General features: G+C 52.0%; 20 protein-coding genes, 1 tRNA gene and 3 pseudogenes. 9 read left to right on the top strand and 15 right to left on the bottom strand.

Annotated elements, in window-relative coordinates; all coding sequences use genetic code 11:
• Positions 1 to 151: 151 nt before the first annotated feature.
• Together GT756_RS07290 and GT756_RS07285 are read left to right on the top strand one after the other, a co-directional pair.
• The gene (locus GT756_RS07290; protein ID WP_160124634.1) at positions 152 to 2,917 is read left to right on the top strand and encodes a LuxR C-terminal-related transcriptional regulator; all 2,766 of its coding nucleotides are present in this window, start codon (positions 152 to 154) and stop codon (positions 2,915 to 2,917) included.
• Between the two features lie 443 nt (positions 2,918 to 3,360).
• Complete coding sequence (locus GT756_RS07285; protein WP_227507942.1) at positions 3,361 to 3,687, top strand: hypothetical protein; 327 nt, start codon at positions 3,361 to 3,363, stop codon at positions 3,685 to 3,687.
• Between the two features lie 3 nt (positions 3,688 to 3,690).
• Here the strand turns inward: GT756_RS07285 and GT756_RS07280 are convergent, their stop codons facing one another.
• The 6 genes and pseudogenes from GT756_RS07280 to GT756_RS07255 form a co-directional block, all read right to left on the bottom strand.
• Positions 3,691 to 5,295, bottom strand: coding sequence for a TIGR04141 family sporadically distributed protein (locus tag GT756_RS07280; RefSeq protein ID WP_160124633.1), 1,605 nt, complete (start codon positions 5,293 to 5,295; stop codon positions 3,691 to 3,693).
• Between the two features lie 20 nt (positions 5,296 to 5,315).
• Positions 5,316 to 5,948: a His-Xaa-Ser repeat protein HxsA gene (gene hxsA, locus GT756_RS07275; RefSeq protein WP_071845765.1), complete on the bottom strand. Its 633-nt coding sequence runs from the start codon at positions 5,946 to 5,948 to the stop codon at positions 5,316 to 5,318.
• Positions 5,945 to 7,057 carry a His-Xaa-Ser system radical SAM maturase HxsC gene (hxsC, locus tag GT756_RS07270; protein ID WP_053810730.1) on the bottom strand — a complete coding sequence of 371 codons (1,113 nt, stop codon included), beginning with the start codon at positions 7,055 to 7,057 and terminating at the stop codon, positions 5,945 to 5,947. The genes hxsA and hxsC overlap by 4 nt, the downstream gene beginning before the upstream one ends.
• Positions 7,050 to 8,438, bottom strand: coding sequence for a His-Xaa-Ser system radical SAM maturase HxsB (gene hxsB / locus GT756_RS07265; RefSeq protein ID WP_160124632.1), 1,389 nt, complete (start codon positions 8,436 to 8,438; stop codon positions 7,050 to 7,052). Before hxsB ends, hxsC begins: the two co-directional genes overlap by 8 nt.
• Positions 8,438 to 8,710, bottom strand: a complete 273-nt coding sequence (gene hxsD, locus GT756_RS07260; RefSeq protein ID WP_001610846.1) for a His-Xaa-Ser system protein HxsD — start codon at positions 8,708 to 8,710, stop codon at positions 8,438 to 8,440. Before hxsD ends, hxsB begins: the two co-directional genes overlap by 1 nt.
• Before the next feature lie 475 nt (positions 8,711 to 9,185).
• Positions 9,186 to 10,158, bottom strand: a pseudogene (locus GT756_RS07255) (IS3 family transposase); the annotation flags it as partial.
• Between the two features lie 66 nt (positions 10,159 to 10,224).
• Here GT756_RS07255 and GT756_RS07250 point away from each other — a divergent pair.
• Positions 10,225 to 11,216: pseudogene (locus GT756_RS07250) on the top strand (IS110 family transposase); the annotation flags it as partial.
• A gap of 183 nt (positions 11,217 to 11,399) precedes the next feature.
• Here the strand turns inward: GT756_RS07250 and GT756_RS07245 are convergent.
• The 4 genes and pseudogenes from GT756_RS07245 to proB all read right to left on the bottom strand — a co-directional run.
• Positions 11,400 to 11,513 (bottom strand): annotated as a pseudogene (locus GT756_RS07245) (transposase); the annotation flags it as partial.
• 210 nt (positions 11,514 to 11,723) lie between these two features.
• Positions 11,724 to 11,799 (bottom strand) — tRNA-Thr (locus GT756_RS07240).
• Between the two features lie 113 nt (positions 11,800 to 11,912).
• Complete coding sequence (gene proA, locus GT756_RS07235) at positions 11,913 to 13,166, bottom strand: glutamate-5-semialdehyde dehydrogenase (protein WP_004147253.1); 1,254 nt, start codon at positions 13,164 to 13,166, stop codon at positions 11,913 to 11,915.
• 10 nt (positions 13,167 to 13,176) lie between these two features.
• Positions 13,177 to 14,280 (bottom strand): glutamate 5-kinase, encoded by a 1,104-nt coding sequence (gene proB / locus GT756_RS07230; protein ID WP_004204699.1) that lies wholly within the window; start codon positions 14,278 to 14,280, stop codon positions 13,177 to 13,179.
• A gap of 288 nt (positions 14,281 to 14,568) precedes the next feature.
• On the opposite strand from proB, the gene phoE reads away from it, so the two are divergent.
• Positions 14,569 to 15,621: a phosphoporin PhoE gene (gene phoE / locus GT756_RS07225; RefSeq protein WP_004204700.1), complete on the top strand. Its 1,053-nt coding sequence runs from the start codon at positions 14,569 to 14,571 to the stop codon at positions 15,619 to 15,621.
• Between the two features lie 44 nt (positions 15,622 to 15,665).
• On the opposite strand, the gene GT756_RS07220 is transcribed toward phoE, so the two are convergent.
• Entirely contained in the window at positions 15,666 to 16,232 is a 567-nt protein-coding gene (locus GT756_RS07220) for a C40 family peptidase (protein WP_032426068.1), read from the bottom strand.
• Positions 16,233 to 16,643: 411 nt separating this feature from the next.
• Between GT756_RS07220 and GT756_RS07215 the strand changes: the two genes are divergently transcribed.
• Positions 16,644 to 17,513, top strand: coding sequence for a DMT family transporter (locus GT756_RS07215; protein WP_004204702.1), 870 nt, complete (start codon positions 16,644 to 16,646; stop codon positions 17,511 to 17,513).
• Positions 17,514 to 17,608: 95 nt separating this feature from the next.
• Complete coding sequence (locus tag GT756_RS07210; RefSeq protein WP_012542740.1) at positions 17,609 to 18,274, top strand: HAD family phosphatase; 666 nt, start codon at positions 17,609 to 17,611, stop codon at positions 18,272 to 18,274.
• Between the two features lie 592 nt (positions 18,275 to 18,866).
• Here GT756_RS07210 and phnE (GT756_RS07205) read toward each other — a convergent pair.
• The 4 genes from phnE (GT756_RS07205) to phnC form a co-directional block, all read right to left on the bottom strand.
• A complete protein-coding gene (gene phnE, locus GT756_RS07205) occupies positions 18,867 to 19,751 on the bottom strand; it encodes a phosphonate ABC transporter, permease protein PhnE (protein WP_017900973.1) in 885 nt (294 codons plus the stop codon).
• Complete coding sequence (gene phnE, locus GT756_RS07200; RefSeq protein WP_017900974.1) at positions 19,748 to 20,620, bottom strand: phosphonate ABC transporter, permease protein PhnE; 873 nt, start codon at positions 20,618 to 20,620, stop codon at positions 19,748 to 19,750. Before phnE (GT756_RS07200) ends, phnE (GT756_RS07205) begins: the two co-directional genes overlap by 4 nt.
• Before the next feature lie 66 nt (positions 20,621 to 20,686).
• Entirely contained in the window at positions 20,687 to 21,625 is a 939-nt protein-coding gene (gene phnD / locus GT756_RS07195) for a phosphonate ABC transporter substrate-binding protein (RefSeq protein WP_053810724.1), read from the bottom strand.
• 22 nt (positions 21,626 to 21,647) lie between these two features.
• Positions 21,648 to 22,490: a phosphonate ABC transporter ATP-binding protein gene (gene phnC / locus GT756_RS07190; protein ID WP_080837235.1), complete on the bottom strand. Its 843-nt coding sequence runs from the start codon at positions 22,488 to 22,490 to the stop codon at positions 21,648 to 21,650.
• An 837-nt stretch (positions 22,491 to 23,327) separates the two neighbouring features.
• Between phnC and GT756_RS07185 the strand changes: the two genes are divergently transcribed.
• The 3 genes from GT756_RS07185 (at position 23,328) to GT756_RS07175 (ending at position 25,257) form a co-directional block, all read left to right on the top strand.
• Positions 23,328 to 23,870 carry a helix-turn-helix transcriptional regulator gene (locus tag GT756_RS07185; RefSeq protein ID WP_004144585.1) on the top strand — a complete coding sequence of 181 codons (543 nt, stop codon included), beginning with the start codon at positions 23,328 to 23,330 and terminating at the stop codon, positions 23,868 to 23,870.
• A gap of 73 nt (positions 23,871 to 23,943) precedes the next feature.
• The gene (gene ecpA, locus GT756_RS07180) at positions 23,944 to 24,531 is read left to right on the top strand and encodes a common pilus major fimbrillin subunit EcpA (RefSeq protein WP_023288545.1); all 588 of its coding nucleotides are present in this window, start codon (positions 23,944 to 23,946) and stop codon (positions 24,529 to 24,531) included.
• A 57-nt stretch (positions 24,532 to 24,588) separates the two neighbouring features.
• Positions 24,589 to 25,257 (top strand): hypothetical protein, encoded by a 669-nt coding sequence (locus GT756_RS07175; protein ID WP_017900976.1) that lies wholly within the window; start codon positions 24,589 to 24,591, stop codon positions 25,255 to 25,257.
• Positions 25,258 to 25,272 lie beyond the last annotated feature (15 nt).

Below are 25,272 nucleotides of genomic sequence, written 5' to 3'. Positions count from 1 at the left end.
GCGAAGCCACCTTCATGGGGGGGTAGGTGGGGGTTTTCATGCTTGAGGTCAAACTTTCTAAATTTTGTGTAGTAATAAAGTTTGGCTGTCCCATGTCATCCCGGGGGCTGGCGTACAATTGAAAAAAAACAAAGCGAGTAGATAACCACGGATGAAGCCATTGGATTTAGAAAGTCGCCAATCACCCTCACTGGTCTCCGGGCCATTGCGGCTGACGCGAGGCTTGCCGCTAATCCTGACCAAATTCGTCCCGCCTCGCTCCTCGATACAATTGCTGGAGCGCCCCCGGCTGCTTCAGCTTCTCAGTCCCGTTCAGCAGTGCCGGCTGGGCGTCGTCTGCGCCGGCGCTGGATTTGGCAAAACCACGCTGTTGGCGCAATGGCATCAGCAGATGGTCGCCCAGGGCGAACGTATCGCCTGGCTGAGCCTCGATGAGGATGATGATGACGTATGGCAGTTTATTCCTTATCTGCTGCAAGCATTGCGTCCACTCTATGCTGACTGGGACGCCGATTTCTGGCGTGACATGGAAGAACAGAAGCTCTCCAGCTCCGAGCAACTGCTGGCCGGGCTCATTAACCAGCTACACTACTGCCCGCATGACGTGTACCTGATTATCGACGACTTCCACGTGATTAACGATCGTGGGGTCTATGAAGCGCTGGGGTATTTAATCAAGCATGCGCCTGCCGCCTTGCATTTGATCATTGGCAGCCGTTTCCACCCGAATCTTGCGCTGAGCCAGCTGCAGGCCCAGGACCAACTGGTGGAGATCTATGATCGAGACCTGCAATTCACGCTCGAAGAAACAAAACACTATTTTAGCCGCACGGTTGCGCTACCCCTCAGCAACCACCATGCACAGCGGCTACAGTCCGTGACAGAGGGCTGGATCGCAGGCATGAAGATCGCTTCATTGTCGGCAGAATTACAAAATAATCCCGAGCATCTGTTGCGCAATATGCATGGAGGAACACGGTCCATTGCCCGCTATCTGAAAGAGGTGGTACTGGACCCGCTGCCGGAAGAGGTTCTCGATTTCCTGGTAAAAACGTCCTTCCTCAGCCGGTTAAATGCCGAACTATGCAATGCAGTGACAGGACGAGATGATAGTCAAGCGATGCTGGCATGGATTGAGCGACACAACCTTTTTTTGTCAGCCCTTGACGAACAAGGCTACTGGTTCCGCTACCATCCTCTGTTACAGGAAAATCTTCGGACTATGCTGCAGCAGAACAACGCTATTGATCGCAAACAGCTACATGAATTAGCCAGTCATTGGTTCGTCGAACAGAAGCTGTGGTCTGAGGCGGTACGCCATGCGCTCAGCGCAGGCAAGCCGGTGCATAGCCCCGTGCAGGATGGCGCAAGCGCTCAGTCACTGGCGGAAGAAGGGGATATCGATACCCTGATCTCATGGATGCATCATTTACCGCCCAGCACCGATCCTTCGCGCATTGACCTGCAAATTAACCTGGCCTGGGCACTGGCGCATTATTTCCACTTTGATGAGTCGAGGCAGCTGCTTGATAACCTCGATCAGATGGTACTTCATCATCGTGAGGATTTAACCCGCAGCACCTGGTGTAAATTGCGCGTTGTGCGGGCAATTTGCGAAGCCTTTGCTGAAAACATCCCGGAGAGTCTGGCTATTGTTCAGCCGTTGCTGGCCGAAGTGCCCTGCGGTGACACCTGGGTTGATGGTCTGATATGCAATATTCTCAGCTATTGCCATGTTGTTAACCAGCGCTATCACGACGCGCTGGAGGTTCAACAGCATATGCCCTCTCCGGAAAGTCCTTTAGATAATCTGTTTGTCTCGGTTTATCGCGCTTTTATTATTGCCCAATGCCATCTTTGTCAGGGCGATCTGGGAAAAGCCGGGTGGTATGCAGAGAAAACGTTGCGTCAGGCTGAATGTTATACCGGTACCCAGTCGACCAGTGGCGCGACGCTGGCGCCGCTGCTGGCGGAGATAGCCTATGAATGTCAGAGGGGTGACTCGCCCGATCATCTGTTAGCCGACCGGCTCGAATTCATCGACCGATTCAGTCCACCCGACGCGCTGAGTCGTTGCTATACCTATCTCGCGCGTCAGGCTCTGGATGGCGATATGCCGTATGAGGCCGAGCGATTGCTGGAGCATGCGCAGCGTCTTGCGGTGTCTCGCGGCTGGCAACGGCTCCAGGCCATGATGTTAGCCGAGCAGGTGAGGGTGCGACTGCAGCGCGGCAATTTCACAGGCGCAGAGCAACTGCAGCGACAGCTTGAACAAATGTCCGCCAGCTTCAGAATGGATGCCGAACATCCCTGCCAACGCGCTATCGTTATGTCTGCATCCCTTAGCCGCAGCCGGCTTCTTCTCGCCAGAGGCCTGGCGCCGCAAGCCTGTGTTCTACTGGCTGAGATGGTCTCCGATCAGGAAAGCCGGGGGGACAGGTTAACCGCAGCGCGTCTGCGTACGCTCTGGTCATTGGCCTTGTGGCACAGCGGCAAAACTGCGGCAGCGCGCACGACATTTCAGCCAGTCGTGCAGCTGGCTGAACAACAGCATCTCAAAGGCCTCTTTCTTGACGCTGGCGATACCTTGCAACCTTTGCTTGCCGGTATGAATGAATCCTCTTCGGCTTGGACAGAGGAAAGGGGAGTGCAAGGTCCCTGGGCAGACAAGCGCGCTTCTGCAGGAGGAACACCGTTTAATAGTGGAAGCCCCGATATTCATGGGGAACTCAGCGAGCGAGAGTTGCAGATATTACAACTGATCGCTGAAGGTCAGATGAACAAAGAAATCGCTCGCTCCCTCGCTATTTCTGCCGAGACGGTCAAATGGCATATCAAAAACATCTACGCGAAGCTTAAAGTGAATAGCCGCACTCAAGCGATGAGCCGGGCGCTGGAGATGAAATTACTGGATTAATGGTTTGAACAGGGGGGCCTGGATACAAAATATTATTAAGATGGCATTGCTCATCGCCGCTTACGTTACGGGGCTATGAGCCATGGATAATCGAGATACTTATGAGCCCGCGGGAGCTTTTATCACTGACCGTGATGGTAGTTTTGATGCCTTGGCTCAGCGATAAGAGCATGGAATTTAAGTGCATCGGTCTCCGGGGAAAGCGACCCTGGTGTAAACCCAGAGAGGCTTTTATCTTAATGTAGAGTGGTACTCTTTTCCGGGAGGAGATCACATCATTAAATATAAGTATAGATTCTCTAAGAATCAATATATCCGTATTGAAAGGGATATGCCCTCAAGTAGTTTATTTGTTTAATGGTAAAGATATTCCCATAAAGCTTTTAGGGTTTTAAAAACAGTTCCTTTCAGACAAATAGAATGTGCTAATTTAAGGGTGAAGTTTGATAATTACTCAAAACTTTTTTGCTGAGTCTCTATATCATAGTTCCTCCCCTGAGTTGTTAATTGTCAAAACTAAAAATAATACAGATACAAAAAATGGTAATGGAAAAGCTATTGAACTACTTGAGAAAGAAATGGCTCAGGTTCATTTTGACACCCAATCAATACAAGAGAGTTATGGCTCAAATAGCTTGAAACTGACAATTCTCATTTCTCACATCAAAAAGCTTCTTAAGAACCCTAAAATATTCCACTGGCTCCTTAGGAACAAAAATGAATACCTTAATGAACTGACTAAAATCTCTGACATTGATAAATTAAATTGAACCTTAATTTTTTTTGGGTTTACAAATTTTCTTTTTATAAATTGTGGGGTCCACATCTATCTTGCAGATCCTAACTTCGTATCCGAAATTAGAAATAGTTTTATTAAAATTCTTCAAATTTATCTTAGAAAACAAAGGCAAGTCATCTGGGAGGTTTTTACTTGTGGCAATAGCGAAAACTATTTTATATTTATGAGCCTCTGGCCTTAATGTATGGTTAGCTAATTTTATATGCGCTGGCAATTTTTCATTAAGCTTCCAACGAAATTCAGAATCGCTTATGAAAAGTTCAGAGCTTATAAATCCTTGTGAAAAAAGATGGCTCATGCTTTGCGCACCGCTATAATATTTCACATGAATAAAGTCAGTTGCACCTCTAATAATATCGCAAAATTCAATTTTACTGCGCCCACCACCATGATATATGAACTTTTGATCCATATGAGTAAAGCTTTGATCAGCAAGACAAGTTTCTTCATTGTATTGCTCTTCTCTTTTATACGAATAAATCGGGAATTTGTCGGCTTCCTCATACAGCTTAATTTGTTTAATTTCATTGTCAATCGAGGAAACAAACTTTCTATCAGCCACGTACCAAATTGAATCTCTTAGGATATAGTTTTGATCACCTTCCTTTATCTCAGCATACAGACATCTATAAAGAGACCATTTTTTTAAAGACTGATAATCTGCATCTAAAACATGCAAACTGCTTCCTTTGAGATCATTTAAAGTTATTTCGATCTTTTTGCTTTCAAAATACTCACAAATATGACTAACCGACAAACTTTCATAAATCATGCTTCTTTGCCGCTTCTCAAAACAATAGCCTATCTGATTCTCCCAATCTACAATTTCAGGCTCACCCAGCCATATGTCATTAAAATCTTTTGCTTTTATTAAATCGACAAGAATTGAATCAAGTATCTCAACTTCTGCTTCATCTGCCTCTTTTATATTATTAACCCATTCAAACTCTTCTGGGAGAGGCTGAGAATAAATGGAATCTATTTTATTTAACAACTCCGGGATGGATTTTAGGTCAATATCAGGCATAATTACAAATGCATCTTTACCCGTTATTTTATTACCTAAAACATCTTCAGTGGAAGTCCCTGTTAGAGTGGTAAGTATATCCATCTCGGAATCAATTTTAAGGTTAAAAATATCAACCTCTTTACTACTTTGACTTCGAGTTAATAGATTTGTTTCATTATGGCTGCCTTTATCCAAACTACGAATTTTGTTATGTTCAATACAATTAAGTGTAGTTTTAAGACCAAAACCTTTGATAATGCTATTATCATTAATTAAGTGATGCCCTGTCCCGAAAGGAATTAGATATCTTGAGTTATTCATTTCAATAACTAAGACTGCACCAGTGCTACTATTTTTCCCGAAGAAATTATAATCCAATTCTGGCTTTTGGCTTGTAAATAAAGATGTCCACTCAGGAGGCTTGGGATCTAAGAATTGTTTTGCATACAAATACACCCTAGCCTCATCTATGTTGAACTCAATTGGATTTCTCACTCTCTCCAAATTCAAAACTTTTTCAATATCATCATTGAGTCTTTTTGCTTTATATATCGAGAGTTTAATCTTCATTTCATTCCCTCCTGAACTCTTTAGCGGGCCAAAATGTTTAACGAGTTCAATAATTGAGTATCCAGTGTTTCAGTTGCAGGCGTTGGTAGTCCCTTCGCAATTCGGTAATTTTTTATAGACTGCCTTGTGGAGGGCCCCATTATGCCGTCAATATTCCCGTTGTAATAACCGTTGTCCAGCAAAGCGAATTGAACCCGCATGATTAAGCGCTTACGCTTCTCTGTACCAGAAGTAAGCCCATTACTTGCACGGTTAGCTTCTGTAGTTCCAACTGAATTCGCAGTAGTAGGGTTAATATTGTCGTTAGAACGAAGCGAACGCACAGAAGAGGACGATGAGGAACTTGTTCCTGAACTTGAAGAACCAGATGAGCTTGGTGAGCTGTATGTTTTTGGATAATAAGGAGTGCTGCTACCATAGTACCCGCCGCCTGATGATGATCGGTGAGAACTATGGCTCCGATGGGAGCTATGACTGCGATGCCCTGCAATGTAGAATGGAACTTCGGTGTTAAGTGGTGCTATCACTAAATCATGTTCATTAAGAGTCATACCAGGCAAATCACTTGCTCCGGTAGATGAATCACTTGCCCATACAGAATTATTGAGTGCCAAAAATCCCGGAAGTAGAGCAGCAAAATTAAATTTTTTCATAAAATTGGTCTCGGTGGTTGATGAAAACGGCCTGTTGAGGAACTGAAATAACCAGCACAGGAAGACTTCTGAGTGCATTCATTACATTCTTTTGGATAGTAATTTTTCCAATCAGAGATCGACTGTGCAGCAAGCTTCCAAGCTCTTTCAGGAAGATGACACAAAGGATAATTAAAAATTGTTAGAGGTATGCCTGACCTGTGTGCAGCATCTATGGCGGAGGTTATTTTCTCACTAAAACTGCTGTGCTCAATGAAGATTGTTGACCAGTTCTTTCGTGCCCAACCGATAGATTCCAACCCCATAAGGGAAATCTGATTGATGTTGGAGAACACACGGCCAATGAACTCTACAATATCATCCAATTCTGTATAGTTAGCCAGTGTCGGAATAACTCTAAGTTCGATATTAATCCCTGAGTTTCCTGCATTGATTAACCCCTTGACCGTTTCATTAAATGCGCCATCACTCCCTACAAGATGGTCATGCACAAGTGGTCTTGATGAGTAGAGCGGGATACCAAAGGTGATTTTGATCTTTTTGCTTCGCTTTGCCATTTCCTGAGTAAAGTTGGTATCAGCAAATTTGCGTCCGTTTGTTAAAACATGCAAAGCAGTATCTGGTGAGTTCTCGATGATAAAATCAATGAAATGTAGGAAATCATCTTCATACAGCAGAGGTTCACCACCGCTGACCCCAACAACTCCTTTCAAACCAAATGAAGCTATAGCAAGGGCTGATTGGGTAAGCAGCCAGTCATCATTCGCTTTCTTTGGTGGCTGGGAACAAAACAGGCACAGGTTATTGCAGCGTTCCGTAACTAAGACAGTATTATGATTGGCTCTGCGGGACAGAATAACGCGTATCATATTGCCATTGTTGATTATCCCAATATCTCCATCTTCAATTGACTCAAATAATTCAGTGCTAATAACAGAGTAATCAAAATATGGTTGAATGGCATCGTTATTGCCTTCAGCAACTACTAGCAGATTGGGCAAAAAAAATAAAGGGTTCACTGGTTTTTGTTTGCATAACCGATAGAACCCCGTGGGCACATTCTTTTTTGAAGCAAAATGAAAGATATCGTTCCTGATAACCTCAGACATATGCCCATCCTTTTAGCATTTCAGCCTTCGGACCACCTTCTGAGATGGAGTTCATCAGATACCTGAACATCCCCTTGTGATACTGACAAAACGTTGAACGACCCCTATCACCGACAGGCTCACCTTGTACACTTATGTTCTGGCATGGGTCTGCACCGCAAAATGGTTGATACGCGCATGTATCACAACCAGGCAGAGCAAAATTGAACGATGAACTCAATACTGCGTTATAATAAGGACTCTTGGAAAATGATAGCGTCTTAACCTCACCTGCACTGAATTCCGTTTCAGGATTCACCTTTTGCAACATACGGCTCTCATCGCTACCATATACTCGACCGTCATAATTGAAAAGAATACTGTTAAGCACGACCCCACTTGGAGACTTTAAATCCGCATAACCACTAAAACCGGGATTGAAGATCCTTTTTAGATGAATGGAGGCCGAATGTTCAACAACCCTTATCCCTTCATTGTTGATCTTAAGAATTTCATCTATCAAAGAGGCATAGAAACTGAAGTATTCGTCCATAGAAAAGGTGAACGATGCTTTTTGTGCAAACCCATAGGGACTAACAGGTCGGATAAACATGTCCTTGAGGCCAAGAGATAAGTGAGCCTGGACAATCGATTCAGGGTGCCTGATAAGATCTTTAGTAACTGTAGTAACCGTTGCAACGCGACCAGCGCCTAAAGATCGTTTGATAGCCTCTACCCCTGCCACTGTTCTACTGTAAGCAAGCCCATGACCAAGAATTCGATTACTGTTGTGAACAACTTCCTCACCATCAAGCGAAACAGAGAACGTTATGTTCCTGTCTCTCGACCATTCAAGCATATCCTCATTCAAGACAGACAGGCTTGATGCTACCACCATCTCAAAATCGGTACTTCCCAGCGTTTCAGCACATTGCTCGTAGGTATACTGAATTAAATCGAACCGCAAGAGTGGCTCTCCACCCTGTATCTCTATCTTGTAAGGTGGAGTTGATAGTTTTTTGATAGTAGAAATGATATCAGGGATGAGAGCGGGATCTAGATCATAACCATAGGCGTTCATGGAAGCTCTACTGACCTGACAATACTTGCAGGTATGGTCGCAACGTAATGTGGGCACAATCATGAAAATTGGCCTGACCGCCAGTTCATTCATCAATCGTTTTGCAAAAGCAGAACTCAAAGCATAGGGAGTTATAGCCGATGAGCTTTCGTTAGCTATAAATAGCTTGCTTTCGAGTGCGTTTGATTGTTCCGCATTGATTTGCTCATCAGAAAGATCAAGCAGCTCTTGTTCATCAATGAAGTGATGAAAACCAGCGAGGTTACTTATAAACACCTGTCCATTAGGCAATCTGTCAAAATTGAATGGCATCAATTCCATTACGAAAGCCTTTCATCGACACTGCGAAGCACTTTATGGACAATAGAATCTCTCAACGCCCCTGTTTTATGCTGTAGTTTTTCTCGCAAAGTATAATCATTCAGCAGCCTCTCGAATTCATAGAGGCATTCGGGACTATCGTTTTCAAAAGAGATAGTCCAGGAGGATATATCTTCACAAAGCTTCCACTGAGTAAGCGAAGTCATCCAGTACAGGCTATTGCGTATAACCCATTCAGAATAAACATCTTTTTTTAACATCCTTTCGCACATTGCCATTGCCTCACAAAACTAATAATCACAATCAGCAACCGATTTAAAGCGGATTCTTCCTATAGAAATGAGGATACACCATTTAATTAATATGTTACAGGATGTTAGCATCAGAATGACGATTCTGAAAAATGATGTTGCTTATCCCTATGTAAATAATGATATTTTCCGATTATCATCAGCAGCTTGAACAGGTGAACATTTAGGAGGCTAACATGCCATTATAAGTATGGGCTTCATGATCTTTTTGTCGGTCATGGGATGAGAGCTATTGCCTCAACGGTGCTTAAAGAGAAAGGTTTTTCTCCTGATGTGATCGAAGCTGCGTTAGTACATCTCGATACTAACGAAGTCAGGAGAGCTTACAATCGCGCTCAATACCTCGAACAACATAGAGAGATTGACCTGCCCCCTGTATTAGATACAACCATCAGTTAGTAATGTCGGTTTGTTTACCTTCACATTTTCGATTTCGTCACCGTGCTGCAAACTCTGATGGCATCTGATAATTCAGTGCTGAATGTGGATGACACTCGTTATAATCCTGCCGCCAGTCATTAATAACTTTCCTAGCATGAACGATATCACTGAACCAGTGCTCATTCAGACATTCATCGCGAAATTGTCTGTTAAAAATCTCAATAAATCCCTTCTGCGTCAGCTTGCCCGGGATGCTTACAGCTGGATTAAGCGCAACTCAACACCATGCTCAAAAGCCCATTGATCCAGTGCGCGGCAGGTGAACTCCGGCCCCTGGTCAGTTCTTATCGTCGCCGGATAGCCTCGAAACAGTGCAATGCTGTCCAGAATACGCGTGACCTGAACGCCTGAAATCCCGAATGCGATGGTAATTGTCAGGTACTCCTTCGTGAAGTCGTCCACACAGGTCAGGCACTTGATCCTGCGACCGGTGGCGAGCGCGTCCATGACAAAATCCATCGACCAGGTCAGGTTGGGCGCCGCCGGGCGGAGCAGCGGTAGATGTTCTGTTGCCAGCCCTTTACGACGTCGTCTGCGTTTTACGCCCAGTCCTCTCGGATGATAAAGGCGGTACACGCGCTTGTGATTAACATGAAGGCCTTCACGGCGCAGTAACTGCCAGATGCGGCGGTAGCCAAAACGTCTGCGCTCCAGTGCCAGCTCAGTAATGCGCCCTGATAAATGCGCATCAGCTGCCGGACGCTGAGCCTCATAGCGGCAGGTTGACATGGACAAACCAGTAAGCCGGCAGGCACGACGTTGCGACAGACAGGTCGCATCACACATAAACTCAACGGCTTCCTGCTTCTGGTCTGTCGTCAGTATTTTCGCCCCAGAGCCACCTGAAATCCCTCCTTATCCAGCATGGCTTCGGCAAGCAGCTTCTTGAGTCTTGCGTTCTCTTCCTCAAGCGACTTCAGGCGCCTAACCTCGGGCATCTCCATACCGCCATACTTCTTGCGCCAGGTAATGGGATGGACTACCTCCTCCCGCTGCGGTTAACTGTACGAAATGTGCTCACCAGGAGAATTACCATGAATATCGTATTTCTGGGTATTGATCTGGCTAAAAATGTTTTTCAGCTCTGGGGATTAAACCAGGCCGGCAAACCGGTTTATACGAAACGAACTGGCCGAAAAGTATTGCTCCAGACGCTGGCAAATATTCCTGCATGTCTGATTGGGATCGAAGTGTCCACCTGGGCATTTTACTGGCAGCGTGAGTTTGAGAAACTGGGGCACAAAGTAAAGGTCATCAGTCCTCAGTATGTAAAACCCTTTGTCCGCGGGCAAAAAAATGATGGTAATGATGCACAGGCCATCGCAGTGGCTCTGATGCAACCGAAAATGCAGTTCGTGCCGCCAAAAAGCCCCTAACAGCAGGATATCCAGGCTTTACAGCGGGCAAGGCAGCGTATTGTCAATCACCGCACTGCTACATCTGTCAAATAAGAGGGCTGTTACTTGACCGGGGGATCCCCATTGGCAGTGCTGTCTCCAGAGCTCGCCGGGCTATTCCTCTTATCCTTGAAGATGCAGAAAACGGTCTAAGTTCCCGTATGCGCAGAACAATTGCCGAGCTCTATGATCTCTTTAACGATCTCGAGCGTCGGATCCATTTTTTTGATAATGAAATTGAAACAGTATTCAGGCAATCAGAAGCCTGTCAGCGTATCGCCAGAGTTAAAGGCATTAGCCCTAAAACGGCCACGGCCGTTGTTGCTGCTATTGGCAAAGGAACTGAATTTAAGAATGGCCGCCACTTTGCTGCATGGCTGGGTTTGGTTCCACGCCAGCATTCGAGTGGCGACAGGCAGGTGCTGATGAATATGACGAAAAAAGGCGAGAAGCATCTGCGGACACTTTTTATTCATGGTGCCCGCGCTGTCGTCAGGGTTGCCATGAATAACAATGATGGCCATATGAATCAGTGGGTTAACAAGTTAAAGGAACGGAACGGATTTAATAAAACGACCGTGGCGGTCGCTAACAAAAACGCGCGAATAATCTGGTCGATGCTGAAAAATGGTGACAGGTTGCACCTGCACAATCGGAACCTGATTTTCATACTGGCCTCAGAGGCCGTCCAGTTGTTGAGGCGATTGTGTGCGAATTACCCATTTGGGCACAGATTTTCCTGATGCCGGATAGATGTAAGCAACAACCCAAAACCAGATTCAGTACTTGCAAAACGGAGGTAGTCCATAGATATAAAAGGTGGCATCGGAAATGGCGTGTTTACGGCAGAGCTCACGGACAGAAACCCCGTCTTCAGCTTCGCGGAGGAAACTGATGATCTGTTCGTCGGAAAAACCCTTCTTCATGGGGATGTCCTCATGTGGCTTATGAAGACATTACTAATATCGTGTTGTATTAATCAACGGGGAGCAGATCACCCACCGATGCCCCCAACTCACCGTATATTTTCGTGAACGTGAGTAGACGAGCAGAGACAATAAGGGTTGTGAAACCGCGTATTATAAGGATTTAAAGGGTGTTTGAGTAGACTTAGGGAGACGTTAAAATAGGTAGGATGGTGCCGATAATAGGAGTCGAACCTACGACCTTCGCATTACGAATGCGCTGCTCTACCAACTGAGCTATATCGGCCCTGCAAGAGGTGTTCACGAGCGTGAATCACGAGGCAAAAGGTTAGAACTTAGCGGGCGATGCGTCAATAGTCAGTGGAATCAACTGCCTATTTTTGCATCGCCCGTTCTCATTTACGCACGAATGGTATCGTCGCCGAAACCAATCCACTTATAGGTGGTTAACGCTTCCAGTCCCATCGGGCCGCGGGCGTGCAGCTTCTGAGTGCTGACCGCCACTTCCGCGCCGAGGCCGAACTGGCCGCCGTCGGTGAAGCGCGTGGAGGCGTTCACATAGACCGCGGAAGAGTCCACTTCATTGATAAAGCGGTTGGCGTTACGCAGGGTGCGGGTCAGGATGGCGTCGGAGTGCTGGGTGCCATGTTCGCGGATATGGGCGATAGCCTCATCCATATCAGCCACCACTTTGACGTTCAGATCCAGCGACAGATACTCGTCGTCATACTGCTCCGCCTTCACCGGCTCGACCTTCGCAGGGCCGTTTTGCAGCGCGGGGAGGGCGGAAGGGGCGGCATGCAGGGTGACGCCGCTCTCGGCCATCTGCTTGCTCAACGCCGGCAGGAAGGTGTCGGCGATGTTGCGGTGCACCAGCAGCGTTTCCACGGTATTGCAGGTGCTCGGCCGCTGGGTTTTGGCGTTGACGATGATCTTCAGCGCGGGGGCGATCTCGGCGGTTTCATCAACGAAGATATGGCACACGCCAATCCCGCCGGTGATCACCGGGATCGTTGACTGCTCGCGGCACAGCTTGTGCAGGCCCGCGCCGCCGCGGGGGATCAGCATATCGATGTATTTATCCATCTTCAGCATTTCGCCCACCAGCGCGCGATCCGGGCTCTCAATGGCCTGTACCGCGGCGGCCGGCAGACCGCACTCCTGCAGCGCCTGCTGGATCACCTTCACCGTGGCGGCGTTGGTGCGCCAGGTCTCTTTCCCGCCGCGCAGGATCGCCGCGTTGCCGGTTTTCAGGCACAGGGAGGCGACGTCGACCGTCACGTTAGGACGCGCTTCATAAATCACGCCGATCACCCCCAGCGGGACGCGGCGACGTTCAATACGCAGACCGCTGTCCAGCAGCCCGCCGTCGATCACCTGGCCGACCGGGTCGGCCAGATTGCACACCTGGCGCACATCGCTGGCGATGCCGCTCAGGCGCGCCGGGGTCAGCGCGAGGCGATCGAGCATCGCTTCGCTCAGGCCATTGGCGCGAGCTTCGGCTAAATCTTCCGCGTTGGCGCGCAGAATATCGTCGGTCTGCGCTTCCAGATAATCGGCGATCTTTTCCAGTACCTGATTCTTTTCCCGGCTGGAGAGTAACGCCAGCTGCCAGGAGGCCGCTTTGGCGGCAATGCCCATTTGTTCCAGCATTTTCAGCTCCTTAACGGATGATCATATCATCGCGGTGGACGGCCACCGGGCCGTATTCATAGCCCAGAATGGCATCGATTTGCTGCGAGTGCTGGCCGGCGATAAGGCGCAGCGCATCGCTGTTGTAGCGGCTGACGCCGTGAGCGATGTCGCGTCCTTCGCTATTGCGGATGCGGATCACTTCGCCGCGGGAGAAGTTGCCGCTGACGATTTTGATCCCTTTTGGCAACAGCGAGCTGCCTCTTTCGAGGATCGCCTGGGTCGCGCCCGCATCGACGGTCAGTTCACCGGCCGGCGGGGCGCCGAAGATCCAGCGCTTACGGTTCTCCAGCGGAGACTCCTGGGCGTGGAAGCAGGTGCCTACCGGCAGGCCTGCCATCGCGTGGCCGATGACGTCCGGGCGGTTGCCGGCGGCGATGATGGTATCAATCCCCGCGCGGCAGGCGACGTCCGCGGCCTGCAGCTTGGTGCCCATGCCGCCGGTGCCGAGTCCGGAAACGCTGTCGCCGGCGATGGCGCGCAGCGCGTCGTCGATGCCGTAGACGTCTTTAATCAGCTCCGCCTGCGGGTTGCTGCGCGGGTCGGCGGTGAACAGGCCAGGCTGGTCGGTTAACAGCAGCAGCTTATCCGCCCCGGCGAGGATCGCGGCCAGCGCGGAGAGATTGTCGTTATCGCCCACTTTGATTTCCGCAGTGGCGACGGCGTCGTTTTCGTTTATGACCGGGACGATGCTGTTATCCAGCAGGGCGCGCAGAGTGTCGCGGGCGTTGAGGAACCGTTCTCTGTCTTCCATGTCGGCGCGGGTCAGCAGCATCTGGCCAACGTGAATGCCATAGATAGAAAACAGCTGTTCCCACAGCTGGATAAGACGGCTTTGTCCCACCGCCGCCAGCAGCTGCTTGGAGGCGATGGTGGCGGGCAGTTCCGGGTAACCAAGGTGCTCGCGCCCGGCGGCAATGGCCCCGGAGGTCACGATGACAATACGGTGTCCCATGGCGTGCAGCTGTGCGCACTGGCGCACGAGCTCGACGATATGGGCGCGGTTCAGGCGACGGGACCCGCCTGTTAAAACACTGGTGCCCAGTTTTACCACCAGCGTCTGGCTTTCACTCATGATTCTCTGCCGTTCAAAAGGAATATCGATATCGAGCTGATGTTGTAGCAGGAGTCGGCCCGCTTGCCAACACCCGGGGCGGCGGGCGCGCCATTTTATTGCGCGGGATCTGGCATTCTGGAGAGGGAATGTGACAAAAATATGTCAGATACATTTAAATACCCTTTTTTATAAAAAGTTCCACATTGTCATAAATATTTAATATGCCGGCGTTAAAAAACTCCTGTTTTTGATGGGCGAGAGCCCGCAATTGAATAGCGCGTATAAATAAATCACCAGGACTGAATAATGAAAAAGAGTACTCTGGCATTAATGATGATGGGCTTTGTGGCTTCAACGGCGACGCAGGCAGCGGAAGTTTATAACAAGAACGCGAACAAACTGGATGTGTACGGCAAGATCAAAGCCATGCACTACTTCAGCGACTATGACAGCAAAGATGGCGATCAGACTTACGTGCGTTTCGGTATTAAAGGCGAAACGCAGATTAACGAAGACCTGACCGGCTATGGCCGTTGGGAATCTGAATTCTCGGGTAACAAAACCGAGAGCGACTCCAGCCAGAAGACTCGTCTGGCGTTCGCTGGGGTGAAGCTGAAGAACTACGGTTCTTTCGACTACGGCCGTAACCTTGGCGCCCTGTACGACGTGGAAGCCTGGACCGATATGTTCCCGGAATTCGGCGGCGACTCATCCGCTCAGACCGATAACTTTATGACCAAGCGCGCCAGCGGCCTGGCGACCTACCGCAACACCGACTTCTTCGGTCTGGTGGATGGCCTGGATCTGACCCTGCAGTACCAGGGTAAAAACGAAGGCCGTGAAGCGAAGAAACAGAACGGCGACGGCGTCGGCACCTCGTTAAGCTATGATTTCGGCGGCAGCGACTTCGCCGTCAGCGCAGCCTACACTAGCTCCGACCGTACCAACGATCAGAACTTGCTGGCCCGCGGCCAGGGTTCGAAAGCGGAAGCCTGGGCGACCGGCCTGAAATATGACGCCAACAATATCTACCTGGCGACCATGTACTCTGAAACCCGCAAAATGACACCGATCAGCGGCGGTTTTGCCAACAAAGCGCAGAACTTTGAAGCGGTGGCCCAGTATCAGTTCGACTTCGGTCTGCGTCCGTCCCTCGGCTATGTGCTGTCGAAAGGGAAGGATATCGAAGGGGTGGGGAGCGAAGATCTGGTTAACTACATTGACGTGGGCCTGACCTACTACTTCAACAAAAACATGAACGCCTTCGTGGATTACAAAATCAACCAGCTGAAAAGCGATAACAAACTCGGCATCAACGATGACGACATCGTCGCGCTGGGCATGACCTACCAGTTCTGATCAACTTCAGAACCACCTGCCGCAGCCCTGGCTGCGGCTTTTTTTTAGCGGCGATTCTTTGCCAGATGTAGGGTGTCGCTGTTCATGGTGATCTGCGCGTTATACTCCTTCGGCAGACGGCGCGCCTGATAGAACGCGGATTCCCAGTAAGGGTTGTCCAGCGAAGAGCGCATCACGCCCTGGCTGCTCGAGGCGTGAAGGAAATTATGATCGGTATCGTAAAAGCCGACGTGCATCCCAGCCCGGGTGCGGAAGAAGACCAGATCGCCGGGGCGTAAATCACGCTTATCGACCCGCACGCCCATGTGCAGTAGCTCGCGGGTGGTGATCCGCTCCATCGGCAGGTTAAAGCGATCCTTCAGCGTGCGCCAGACGAAACCCGAGCAGTCGACGCCGCTTTGTTCAGTACCGCCCCATTCATAGGGGGTTCCCTGCCAGGTGTGCATCTGATCATGCAGAGCCGCCACCACCGGGATCAGATCGTCCGATCCACCGTCAATGGTCATATCCGCATGAGATTTTGTATGTTTTGCCTGTTTCGGTGAGGAGGAGCATCCTGCCAACAGCAAAAAAGGAATTAACAAGAGAGCATGCTTCAGTTTTGGCTTCATATCGTTATTTTCGAAGTAGCAAGCAGACTGCTTTGTTTTATAGCCGATTAAAAAGAACGGCTGAATAAGCCGAGGCCGCCTTTACGTTTATTTACGATTTAAAATAAACAGCCTTGGGGTGGATCAGCCATAAAGGGCAGTTGTCACTCCGCAACGGTCTGTGCCAGGATTCTGTCATCAACATCTCACGAGGCATTCCATGACGCATTACGCCATCTCTGGTGAGACTTTGCCCGGCGCCGCTTTCGACGCGGGGTGGATGACGTCTGCGCCTCATCATCGCTTCGCCACGCTCTGCCCACCGCCTCCCCCTCCAGACCGGGTTGTTTTCGGCGCTTAACGCCGTCTTTGCAGGCGCTTACCTGCCGGTATGACGCTTGATACCTTGTGTTTGACGTTCGGGAGCATGCTATGCACGTTCGCTATTCTCTGCTCGCCTCGCAGGCGACAACGGCCATTTTTGTGCTGCTGTGGGGCAGCGCGGCCATTTTCACCCGCTGGGGACTGGACAATGCCTCGCCGATGGCGCTGCTGGTCTTTCGTTTTCTGATTGCCCTGGTCGCGCTGGCGCCGCTGGCCATCGTCCGTCGGCGCTGGCTGCCCGCACCGGGCACCCGCCTGCAGACCGCGGCCACCGGCCTGATGCTGATTGGCGGCTATTCGGTCTGTTACTTCGAGGCGATGGCCAACGGCGTGACGCCGGGACTTATCGCCACCATGATGGGGATCCAGCCCATCCTCACGCTTTGCGTGGTGGAGCGCCGCCTGCAGGGGCGGCGGCTGCTGGGGCTGCTGCTTGCCCTGGCGGGGCTGGTGCTGCTGGTATGGCGCAGCCTGGCGGCGTCGCCAATGGCGATGGCGGGGATCCTGTTTGCGCTGGCGGCTTTGCTGCTGATGACTTTTGGCGCGCTGTGGCAAAAGCGCAGCCGTCAGTCGCCGGCGGATGTCCTGCCGCTGCAGTACGCCGTGAGTCTGGGGCTGTGCCTGTTGCTCGCCCCGGTCAGCGGCTTCCGGTTTACCGTTAACGTCGGGTTGATTATTCCGGTGTTGTTTCTCGGGCTGCTGATTTCGGTGGTCGCCCAGCTGCTGCTGTATCGTCTGCTGAGCGCGGGAAATATCGTCAATGTCACCAGCCTCTTTTATCTGGTGCCGGCGATCACGGCGCTGCTGGATTATCTGCTGCTGGGCAACCGGCTGCCGGCGGCGGCGATGGTCGGTATGGTGGCGATCGTCGGCGGGATCGTATTGGTGTTCCGCACCGGCAAGGTCCGCGCCGGCTGACGACGAGCCGGGCGCTGCGGCGTCCGGTTCATTTTCCTGTCATCTTTTTTACGCATGCTCCCGGCAGCTTATTTTGACCAGTAAGGGAAAGTACCATGGGCAACACGCTGACGATTTTTGATCTCGATAACACCCTGATACAGGGCGATAGCAGTACGGTCTGGAGCCAGTTTATGGTTCGCGAAGGGCTGGCGACGCAGAAGGGGTATCTTGCCCGCGAGGCGCGGCTAATGGCGGATTATGACCGGGGAGAGATGAATATCGCCGATTATGTGGCCCTGATCCAGGCGCCGCTGGCCGGAATACCGAAATCGGACGTTGATGCGCTGGTGGCCCGCTGCGTGCGCGAGGCGATCCTGCCCCGGGTCTATCCGCAGGCGTGGGAGCTCATTCGTCGTCTGCGGGCCGAGGGGGAGCAGATGCTGATTATCTCCGCCTCGGTTAGCCTGCTGGTGCAGGCGGTGGCCGCCGCGCTGGAGATTGATCAGGCGCTGGGCATTGACGTGGAGATGGTCGACGGCGGCTACAGCGGGGTCATTGCCGGGATCCCCAGCTATCAGCAGGGGAAGGTGGCGCGTCTGGCGCAGTGGCGCGAGGCGCATCCGCAGTATGACGGCGAGGTGACTTTCTATACCGATTCCATTAACGATCTGCCGCTGTGCCTGCATGCGGATCGCGTGCGGCTGGTCAATCCCTGTCCGCAGCTGCAGGCGGCGGGTGCCGGATACGGCTGGCCGGTGCTGAGCTGGCGGCTGGAATAGCGGAGCGGATAAATGTTTCTTCGGGTTCAGTCGTTCCAGACCGGATAAGCCCTGCAGGCCGGGTAAGGCACAGCCGCCACCCGGCATAAAGCGGCTCTGTACCCGCTGTCTCGCCCGGCGGCGCTGCGCTTGCCGGGCCTACAGACAGTCGGAGCCGGACGAGTAGGCCGGGTAAGGCGCAGCCGCCACCCGGCGGAATATCGGCGCAACCGGAAATGTCCCTGCTCGCCCTGCGTTTAGCAGGGCTACCACTCCTGGGCTTTTTCCGGGCAGATTGCGCTCCCGGTTAGTTCTTCTGCGTTATGTCACTTACGGCGCCGGGAGCGCACAGGGGGCGGCCAGTCGCCGCCGCCCCCTGTACCCCCGGGCTCCGGCCAGCACCGGCAGTTTCAGTCGCGCAAGTGGGTAAATTAATGACTGGTTGCTCGGGCCGTAGGCCGGGTAAGGCGCAGCCGCCACCCGGCATAAAAGCAGCTCCGTACCCGCTGTCATCGCCCGGTGGCGCTGCGCTTACCGGGCCTACGATGTGTCAGCCAGTGAGAGGACCCCGCAGGCCGGGTAAGGCGTAGCCGCCACCCGGCACAAAGGTGCGCTAGCGTTCGTCCTGATACAGCGGCACCACTGCGCCGCCGATATAGCGACGGCGCAGCCAGGCGGAGAGGGTGTCCATGATCATCACCACCGCCACCAGCAGCAGGGTGATAAACATCACCACATCCCAGTTCCACAGGCGCATATTCTCGGCATAGATAAGCCCAATACCGCCGGCGCCGACGAAGCCCAGCACCGCCGCGGAGCGGGTGTTGGATTCAATCTGATACAGGCTCAATGCGAGGAAGGTCGGGAACGACTGGGTAAAAATGCCAAAGCGATGCTTTTGCAGGCCGTTCGCGCCCACGGCGGTCAGTCCGCGCCCGGGGGAGCGGTCCACCGCTTCGTGTCCTTCCGCGTACAGCCGTCCCAGCAGGCCGGTGTCCTGCATGATGATCGCCAGCACCCCGGCCAGCGGCCCGAGGCCTACCGCGCGCACGAAAATCAGCCCCCAGATAGCCATGTCGATCCCGCGCAGCACATCAAACAGGCGGCGCATCAGCAGGGCGAGGGTCCCCAGCACCACGCCGCGCATGATGTTGCGGGCGGCGAAGAAGGAGAGCAGCAGCGCCAGCACCGTGGCGGTGAGCGTCCCGGCGAAGACGATAGCCAGAGTGATGCCGATTTGCGTGAAGTAATAGCCGAACGGCCAGTTCCAGAAGTCGTGCCAGACGAACATCCGCGCCAGATAGCGGCCAATCTGCTGCAGGCCGGTGGTCAGCTGTTCGCCGCTGATGCCGAACTGCAGAAAAAACCAGACGTAATAGAGCAGGCAGGCCAGCGCCACCAGCCCGACGTAGCGCAGGTAGCGCCCCTGGACCTGATAGAGCTGCTTATGCTGCCGCCGGCTGGCGGCGAGATCCGGTTGCATGTGCCAGACGCTCATTTCTTACCCTCCAGTACCCACAGGCGCAGACGACCGGACAGCATGTCCAGCGCCGACACCACCAGAATGATCAGCAGCAGGGTGATGCTCACCTGATCGTAGCGGTCGAGCTTGATGTTGGTCATCAGCTCCTGGCCGATGCCGCCCGCGCCCACCAGCCCGAGAATGGTCGACGAGCGGAAGTTGATTTCAAGCCGCATAAAGCCATAGGAGAGAAACAGAGGTTTCACCTGAGGCCACAGAGCGAAGCGAATTTTCTGCAGCGGGGATGCGCCGCAGGCCGCCAGTCCGCGTACCGGTTTGTTTTGCGCGCTTTCCACCGCCTCGTAGAACAGTTTGGTCAGGCTGCCGACGGTATGCAGCATGAGCGCCAGAAAGCCCGGAATCGCGCCGATGCCGAACGCCATCACAAAGATCACCGCCCACGCCAGCTCGGGCATGGTGCGTAAAAACGCCACCAGCACGCGAATGGCAAAGCGCACCGGCGCCGGGGACCAGGCGTTATTGGCGGCAAGAAACGCGAAAACCGTGGCAATGGCGACGGCCACCAGGGTTGAGGCCAGCGCCAGCTGCAGAGTTTCCCAGATCAGCGGCAGCTGGATCGGCAGGCGATAGCCCCACCAGGCCAGCGAGCCTTTGGTCTGCACGTCGGCGAACAGGTTGCCGGCGCTCAGGGGCGGAATGGTCTCTGCCATATAGTCAAAGAAATGGGGGAGCGAGTGCCAGATAGTCAGCAGATTAAATTCCGCGGCGCTGCCGGCGGCAAAATAGAGCGCCAGCAGCAGCAGCGACCAGCAGACGGCATCGCGCTTTTGCCGCGAGCGTACCTGCTGGTAATAGTGTTCAAATTCGGTGTGGGTCGTCTTCATGCGTCGGGGATCTTCAACGTAGCGCCGCCGCTCACCTCGGGGCAAGCAGGCGGCGTTGAGGCAGGATTAACGCGCGCTCACCAGCTCGCGTTTCATATCAATAATCTGCTGGAAGTCAGCCACGCTGCCCGGGCCGATGTGCTGAGTACCGCCCATCGCTTTGATAAAGCAGGCGTGATCCTCAGTATCCAGTTTTTTCACCGCCGCCACGACCTTCGCTTTAAAGTCCGCTGGCAGCGCATTGCTCACCAGGATCGGGCCGTTCGGGATCAGCGGCGATTGCCAGATAATGCGGATCTGCTTCATCAGATCCGGATGATCCATGCGAATCAGGCGGTTGAACGCGCCGGTGGTGTAGCCGGTGTTGTAATCGCCCACCATCGAGGCCCAGGTGACCGCGCCCGCGAACTGGCCATTCAGCACGCCGAGGATGTCCTGCTCGTGGCCACCGGAGAAGGTGACGCTGGAGAAGGTGTTGTTGTATTTGTTGTCGGCGTTACCGCCAAATTTTTCTTTAAACGCATGGTTAGGGATCAGATACCCGGAAGTAGAGTCCGGGTCGGCGAAGCCGAAGGCTTTGCCTTTTAAATCGTCCAGCGTTTTATACGGGGAGTCAGCTTTGACAATCACCACCGAGTGGTAGCCGCGAGACTGATCTTTGTCGTCCACGGCGATACCGACGATATCCACTGCTTTGGGGTTATTAATATAAACCGAGGCGTAAGAGGAGGGAGACATGCTCAGCACCACGTCGACTTTCCCTCCCAGCAGACCCTGGATCACCCCGGAATAGTCGGAAGAGTTGCGCAGTTTGGTGTCCACGTTCAGCTCTTTATCGAGGAAGGCCTTCACGCACTGGTTATCGCCGATTTGCTGGGTGGCGTTCTGGCCGCCGAGAATGCCCAGATTCAGCTCTTTCGGCTGCGCCGCCGCTGCCTGCCATGCCATCATCATGCCCGCGACCATTGCGGATAAACGAACTGCGCCAGTCATAGATTTTTTCATTATGTTGCCCGTGTGAGTGAAATTAATGCAATTGGCTAACTTCATCGCCGTACAGCCGCTGCAGCACATCCTGCGTCAGCCGGGAGGGGTGATCGTCAAAAATAAGCTGGCCGCTGGCGACGCCGATAACCCGGGTGCAGTAGGTCTTCACCAGCTCTACCGAATGCAGGTTTACCATCACGCTGATGCCCTGCTCGCTAATCTCGCGCAGCACATCCATGATGCGCTGAGTGTTTTTCGGATCCAGCGAGGCGACAGGCTCGTCGGCCAGCAGGATGCCGGGGTTTTGCATCAGCGCCCGGCAGATCGCCACCCGCTGCATCTGCCCGCCGGAGAGGTTCTCCGCCCGTTGCAGCGCGTGCGGCAACATGTTCATCCACTCGAGCAGCGCAATGGCGCGCGCCCGGTCGGCTTCAGGAAAGATTTTAAACAGCGATTTCAGGGTTGAGGTCTGGCTGAGGCGGCCCAGCAGGACGTTGGTGAGCACATCGAGACGGGGCACCAGGCAGAAGTCCTGAAAAATCATTCCGCAGTGGCTGCGCCAGGCATTGAGCGCGCGCCCTTTCAGCTGTGAGACATCGTGCGGGGTACCGACTTCCGGGTAGCTAAGAATTTCGCCGCCGCTGGCGCTGTGGGTGCCGTTGAGGACATGCAGGAGCGTCGATTTACCGGCGCCGGAGCGGCCTATGATGCCAACCATTTCGCCAGCGTGCAGATCAAAACTGATGCCGTCCAGCACCTTGTGCTGGGCTTGATAAGCTTTACTCAGATTACGCACGCTTAAGACCTTCCGCTGCCGGCCGGAATTGAGTTCGGTGAACGGCTGGAAATCAGTTTCGGCCACCGCGGCAAGAGAGCTGTTCATAAGAGTGTCCAGGTTCGTCATTAACTGGCCACTATTAATAGGTCTTTATGTGAAATTTCGATGACGCTATTGCGAACAAACCGTGAACAGGCGGGAAAGGGCGGCGGTGAGCGGTTCACCGTGCGCGGTACGCTGGCGAAGCGCCGAAAAGCGGCTATGCTTTCGGGAACGCGGAGGCTGGCGTCCCCGTGCGGCAGGAACCCATCGGCAAAACTCGTTTTATCTTGCTAATGAGGTCTGTTTAATCGAATAGATAATGCTTCTGCCTTTGTTTAGCATTCATCATTCCGCAAAATTAACATATATATAACTATTTTGTGCGGCAGGTTAATCTATTTATGAGTCTTATGTGTTGGTGAATCATCCTGGTTATTGCTGATTTTTAGACTTATATTCTTTATTTTTGAATAAATTTGGTTTATTTGACAACTGCATTCTGCCCTTCATTAAGAATATTCCTAACATAATAGGGTGAAGATCCTGGGTAATATAAAATTCAGCTAAGAATTGAGGGTTATATTGCTAATAACCTTATGAAAATAAATACCTTTTTCTTTCGCTCAAAAATGAGATATTTTCAGTTTTTGTAAATATTGACCTGGGCGCGAAATTCATTGCCTTCCCGCATGTTGACACTCCATAGGAAAAAACTTAAATTCAACGCCAAGCAGAAAATAATTATAGTTTAACCCCGCTTACTCAATATTGATAAGTAATGCGTGTCTTATTTAATGGCGATTTACTAAAGGAATCGAATACGCCAGTAAACTTTATAGGCCTGGCAAGCAGTGACGTTTTAAAAATGATTACTTCAAGGACTATGAGGTTAAAAACTATATGGAATATAAAAGCTGTTCCGATAAGTATATTTGGTCTGCCGATGACTCCTACTTCTATAAAGGATTGTCCGAACTGATTGTAGATATCGACGAATTAATTTATCTGTCGCTAGAGAAAATCAGAAAAGATTTCGTGTTTATCAATCTCAATACGGCTTCGTTAAACGAGTTTATCAGGCGCGACAGCGAATGGCTATCCGCGGTAAAGGGGAAACAGGTCGTATTAATTGCGGCCAGGAAGTCAGAAGCCTTAGCGAATTACTGGTATTACAATAGTGATATTCGCGGCGTGGTATATGTTGGCCTGAGTCGCGATATTCGAAAAGAGCTGGCCTATGTGATTAATGGCAGGTTTCTCCGTAAAGATATTAAGAAAGATAAAATTACAGACCGGGAAATGAAAATTATCCGCATGACCGCCCAGGGCATGCAGCCGAAATCGATCGCCAGAATTGAAAATTGTAGCGTGAAGACAGTATATACCCATCGGCGCAATGCCGAGGCCAAGCTGTATTCCAAAATATACAAATTAGTTCAGTAACACCCAGGCAAGTTAATTTTTGAATGGTTCACCGGGACATCATGTCCTTAATTCAACTCAGGAAGAAAAAGCGATGAAAAAAAAGGTTCTGGCAATAGCTCTGGTAACGGCGTTTACCGGTATGGGCGTGGCGCAGGCTGCTGACGTAACGGCTCAGGCTGTAGCGACCTGGTCTGCGACCGCCAAAAAAGACACCACCAGCAAGCTGGTGGTCACTCCGCTCGGCAGCCTGGCGTTCCAGTATGCCGAAGGCGTGAAAGGTTTTAACTCGCAGAAAGGTCTGTTTGACGTGGCGATTGAGGGTGACGCAACGGCGACCGCCTTTAAGCTGACCTCGCGTCTTATCACCAACACCTTAACCCAGCTGGATACCTCCGGCTCCACGTTGAGCGTGGGCGTGGATTATAACGGCGCAGCGGTGGAAAAAACCGGTGATACCGTGATGATCGATACCGCCAACAACATTCTGGGCGGCAACCTCAGCGCGCTGGCTAACGGCTACAACGCCAGCGGCCGTACCACCGCGCAGGATGGTTTCACCTTCTCGATCATCAGCGGCACCACCGACGGCACCACCGCAGTGACCGATTACAGCACCCTGCCGGAAGGGATCTGGAGCGGCGACGTCAGCGTACAGTTCGACGCCACCTGGACCAGCTGATCCTTGTGATGCGCCAGCAGGGGGGCTCCCCCTGCTTTTTTCACGGACGGAATTGTTATGAAAAAGCACCTTCTGGCCCTCGGGCTGCTGCTTGCCGGAGTATCGCCGGCGCAGGCGCTGGATGTCGGCGATATCTCATCGTTTATGAACAGCGGCAGCAGCACGCTGAGCAAAACGATCAAGAACAGCACCGACAGCGGCCGCCTGATCAATATCCATCTCGAACGGCTCTCTTCCCCGCTGGACGACGGACAGGTTATCCCGATGGATAAACCGGATGAGGTGCTGCTCACTCCCGCCAGCCTGCTGCTACCCGCCCAGGCAAGCGATGTGATCCGTTTCTTCTACAAAGGCCCGGCGGATAACAAAGAGCGCTACTACCGCATTGTCTGGTTCGACCAGGCGCTCAGCGATGCCCAGCGCGATAACGCCACCCGCAGCGCGGTGGCCACCGCTTCCGCTCGCATCGGCACCATCCTCGTGGTGGCGCCCCGGCAGGTGAACTACCGCTTTCAGTACGCCAACGGCTCCCTGACCAACACCGGGAATGCGACGCTGCGGATCCTCGCCTACGGCCCCTGCCTGAAGGCCGCCGACGGTAAGGAGTGCAAAGAGAACTACTACCTGATGCCGGGTAAATCACGCCGTTTTACGCGCGTGGACACGGCGGATAAAAAAGGACGGGTTGCGCTTTGGCAGGGTGAGCAGTTTGTTCCCGTGAAATAGACAGCTGTGCAGATG

Origin of the sequence: Klebsiella sp. Q2, from assembly GCF_009900705.1 — a bacterium.
GTDB classification, from domain to species: Bacteria; Pseudomonadota; Gammaproteobacteria; order Enterobacterales; family Enterobacteriaceae; genus Klebsiella; species Klebsiella quasipneumoniae.
This window is presented reverse-complemented; position numbering and strand designations above follow the sequence as displayed.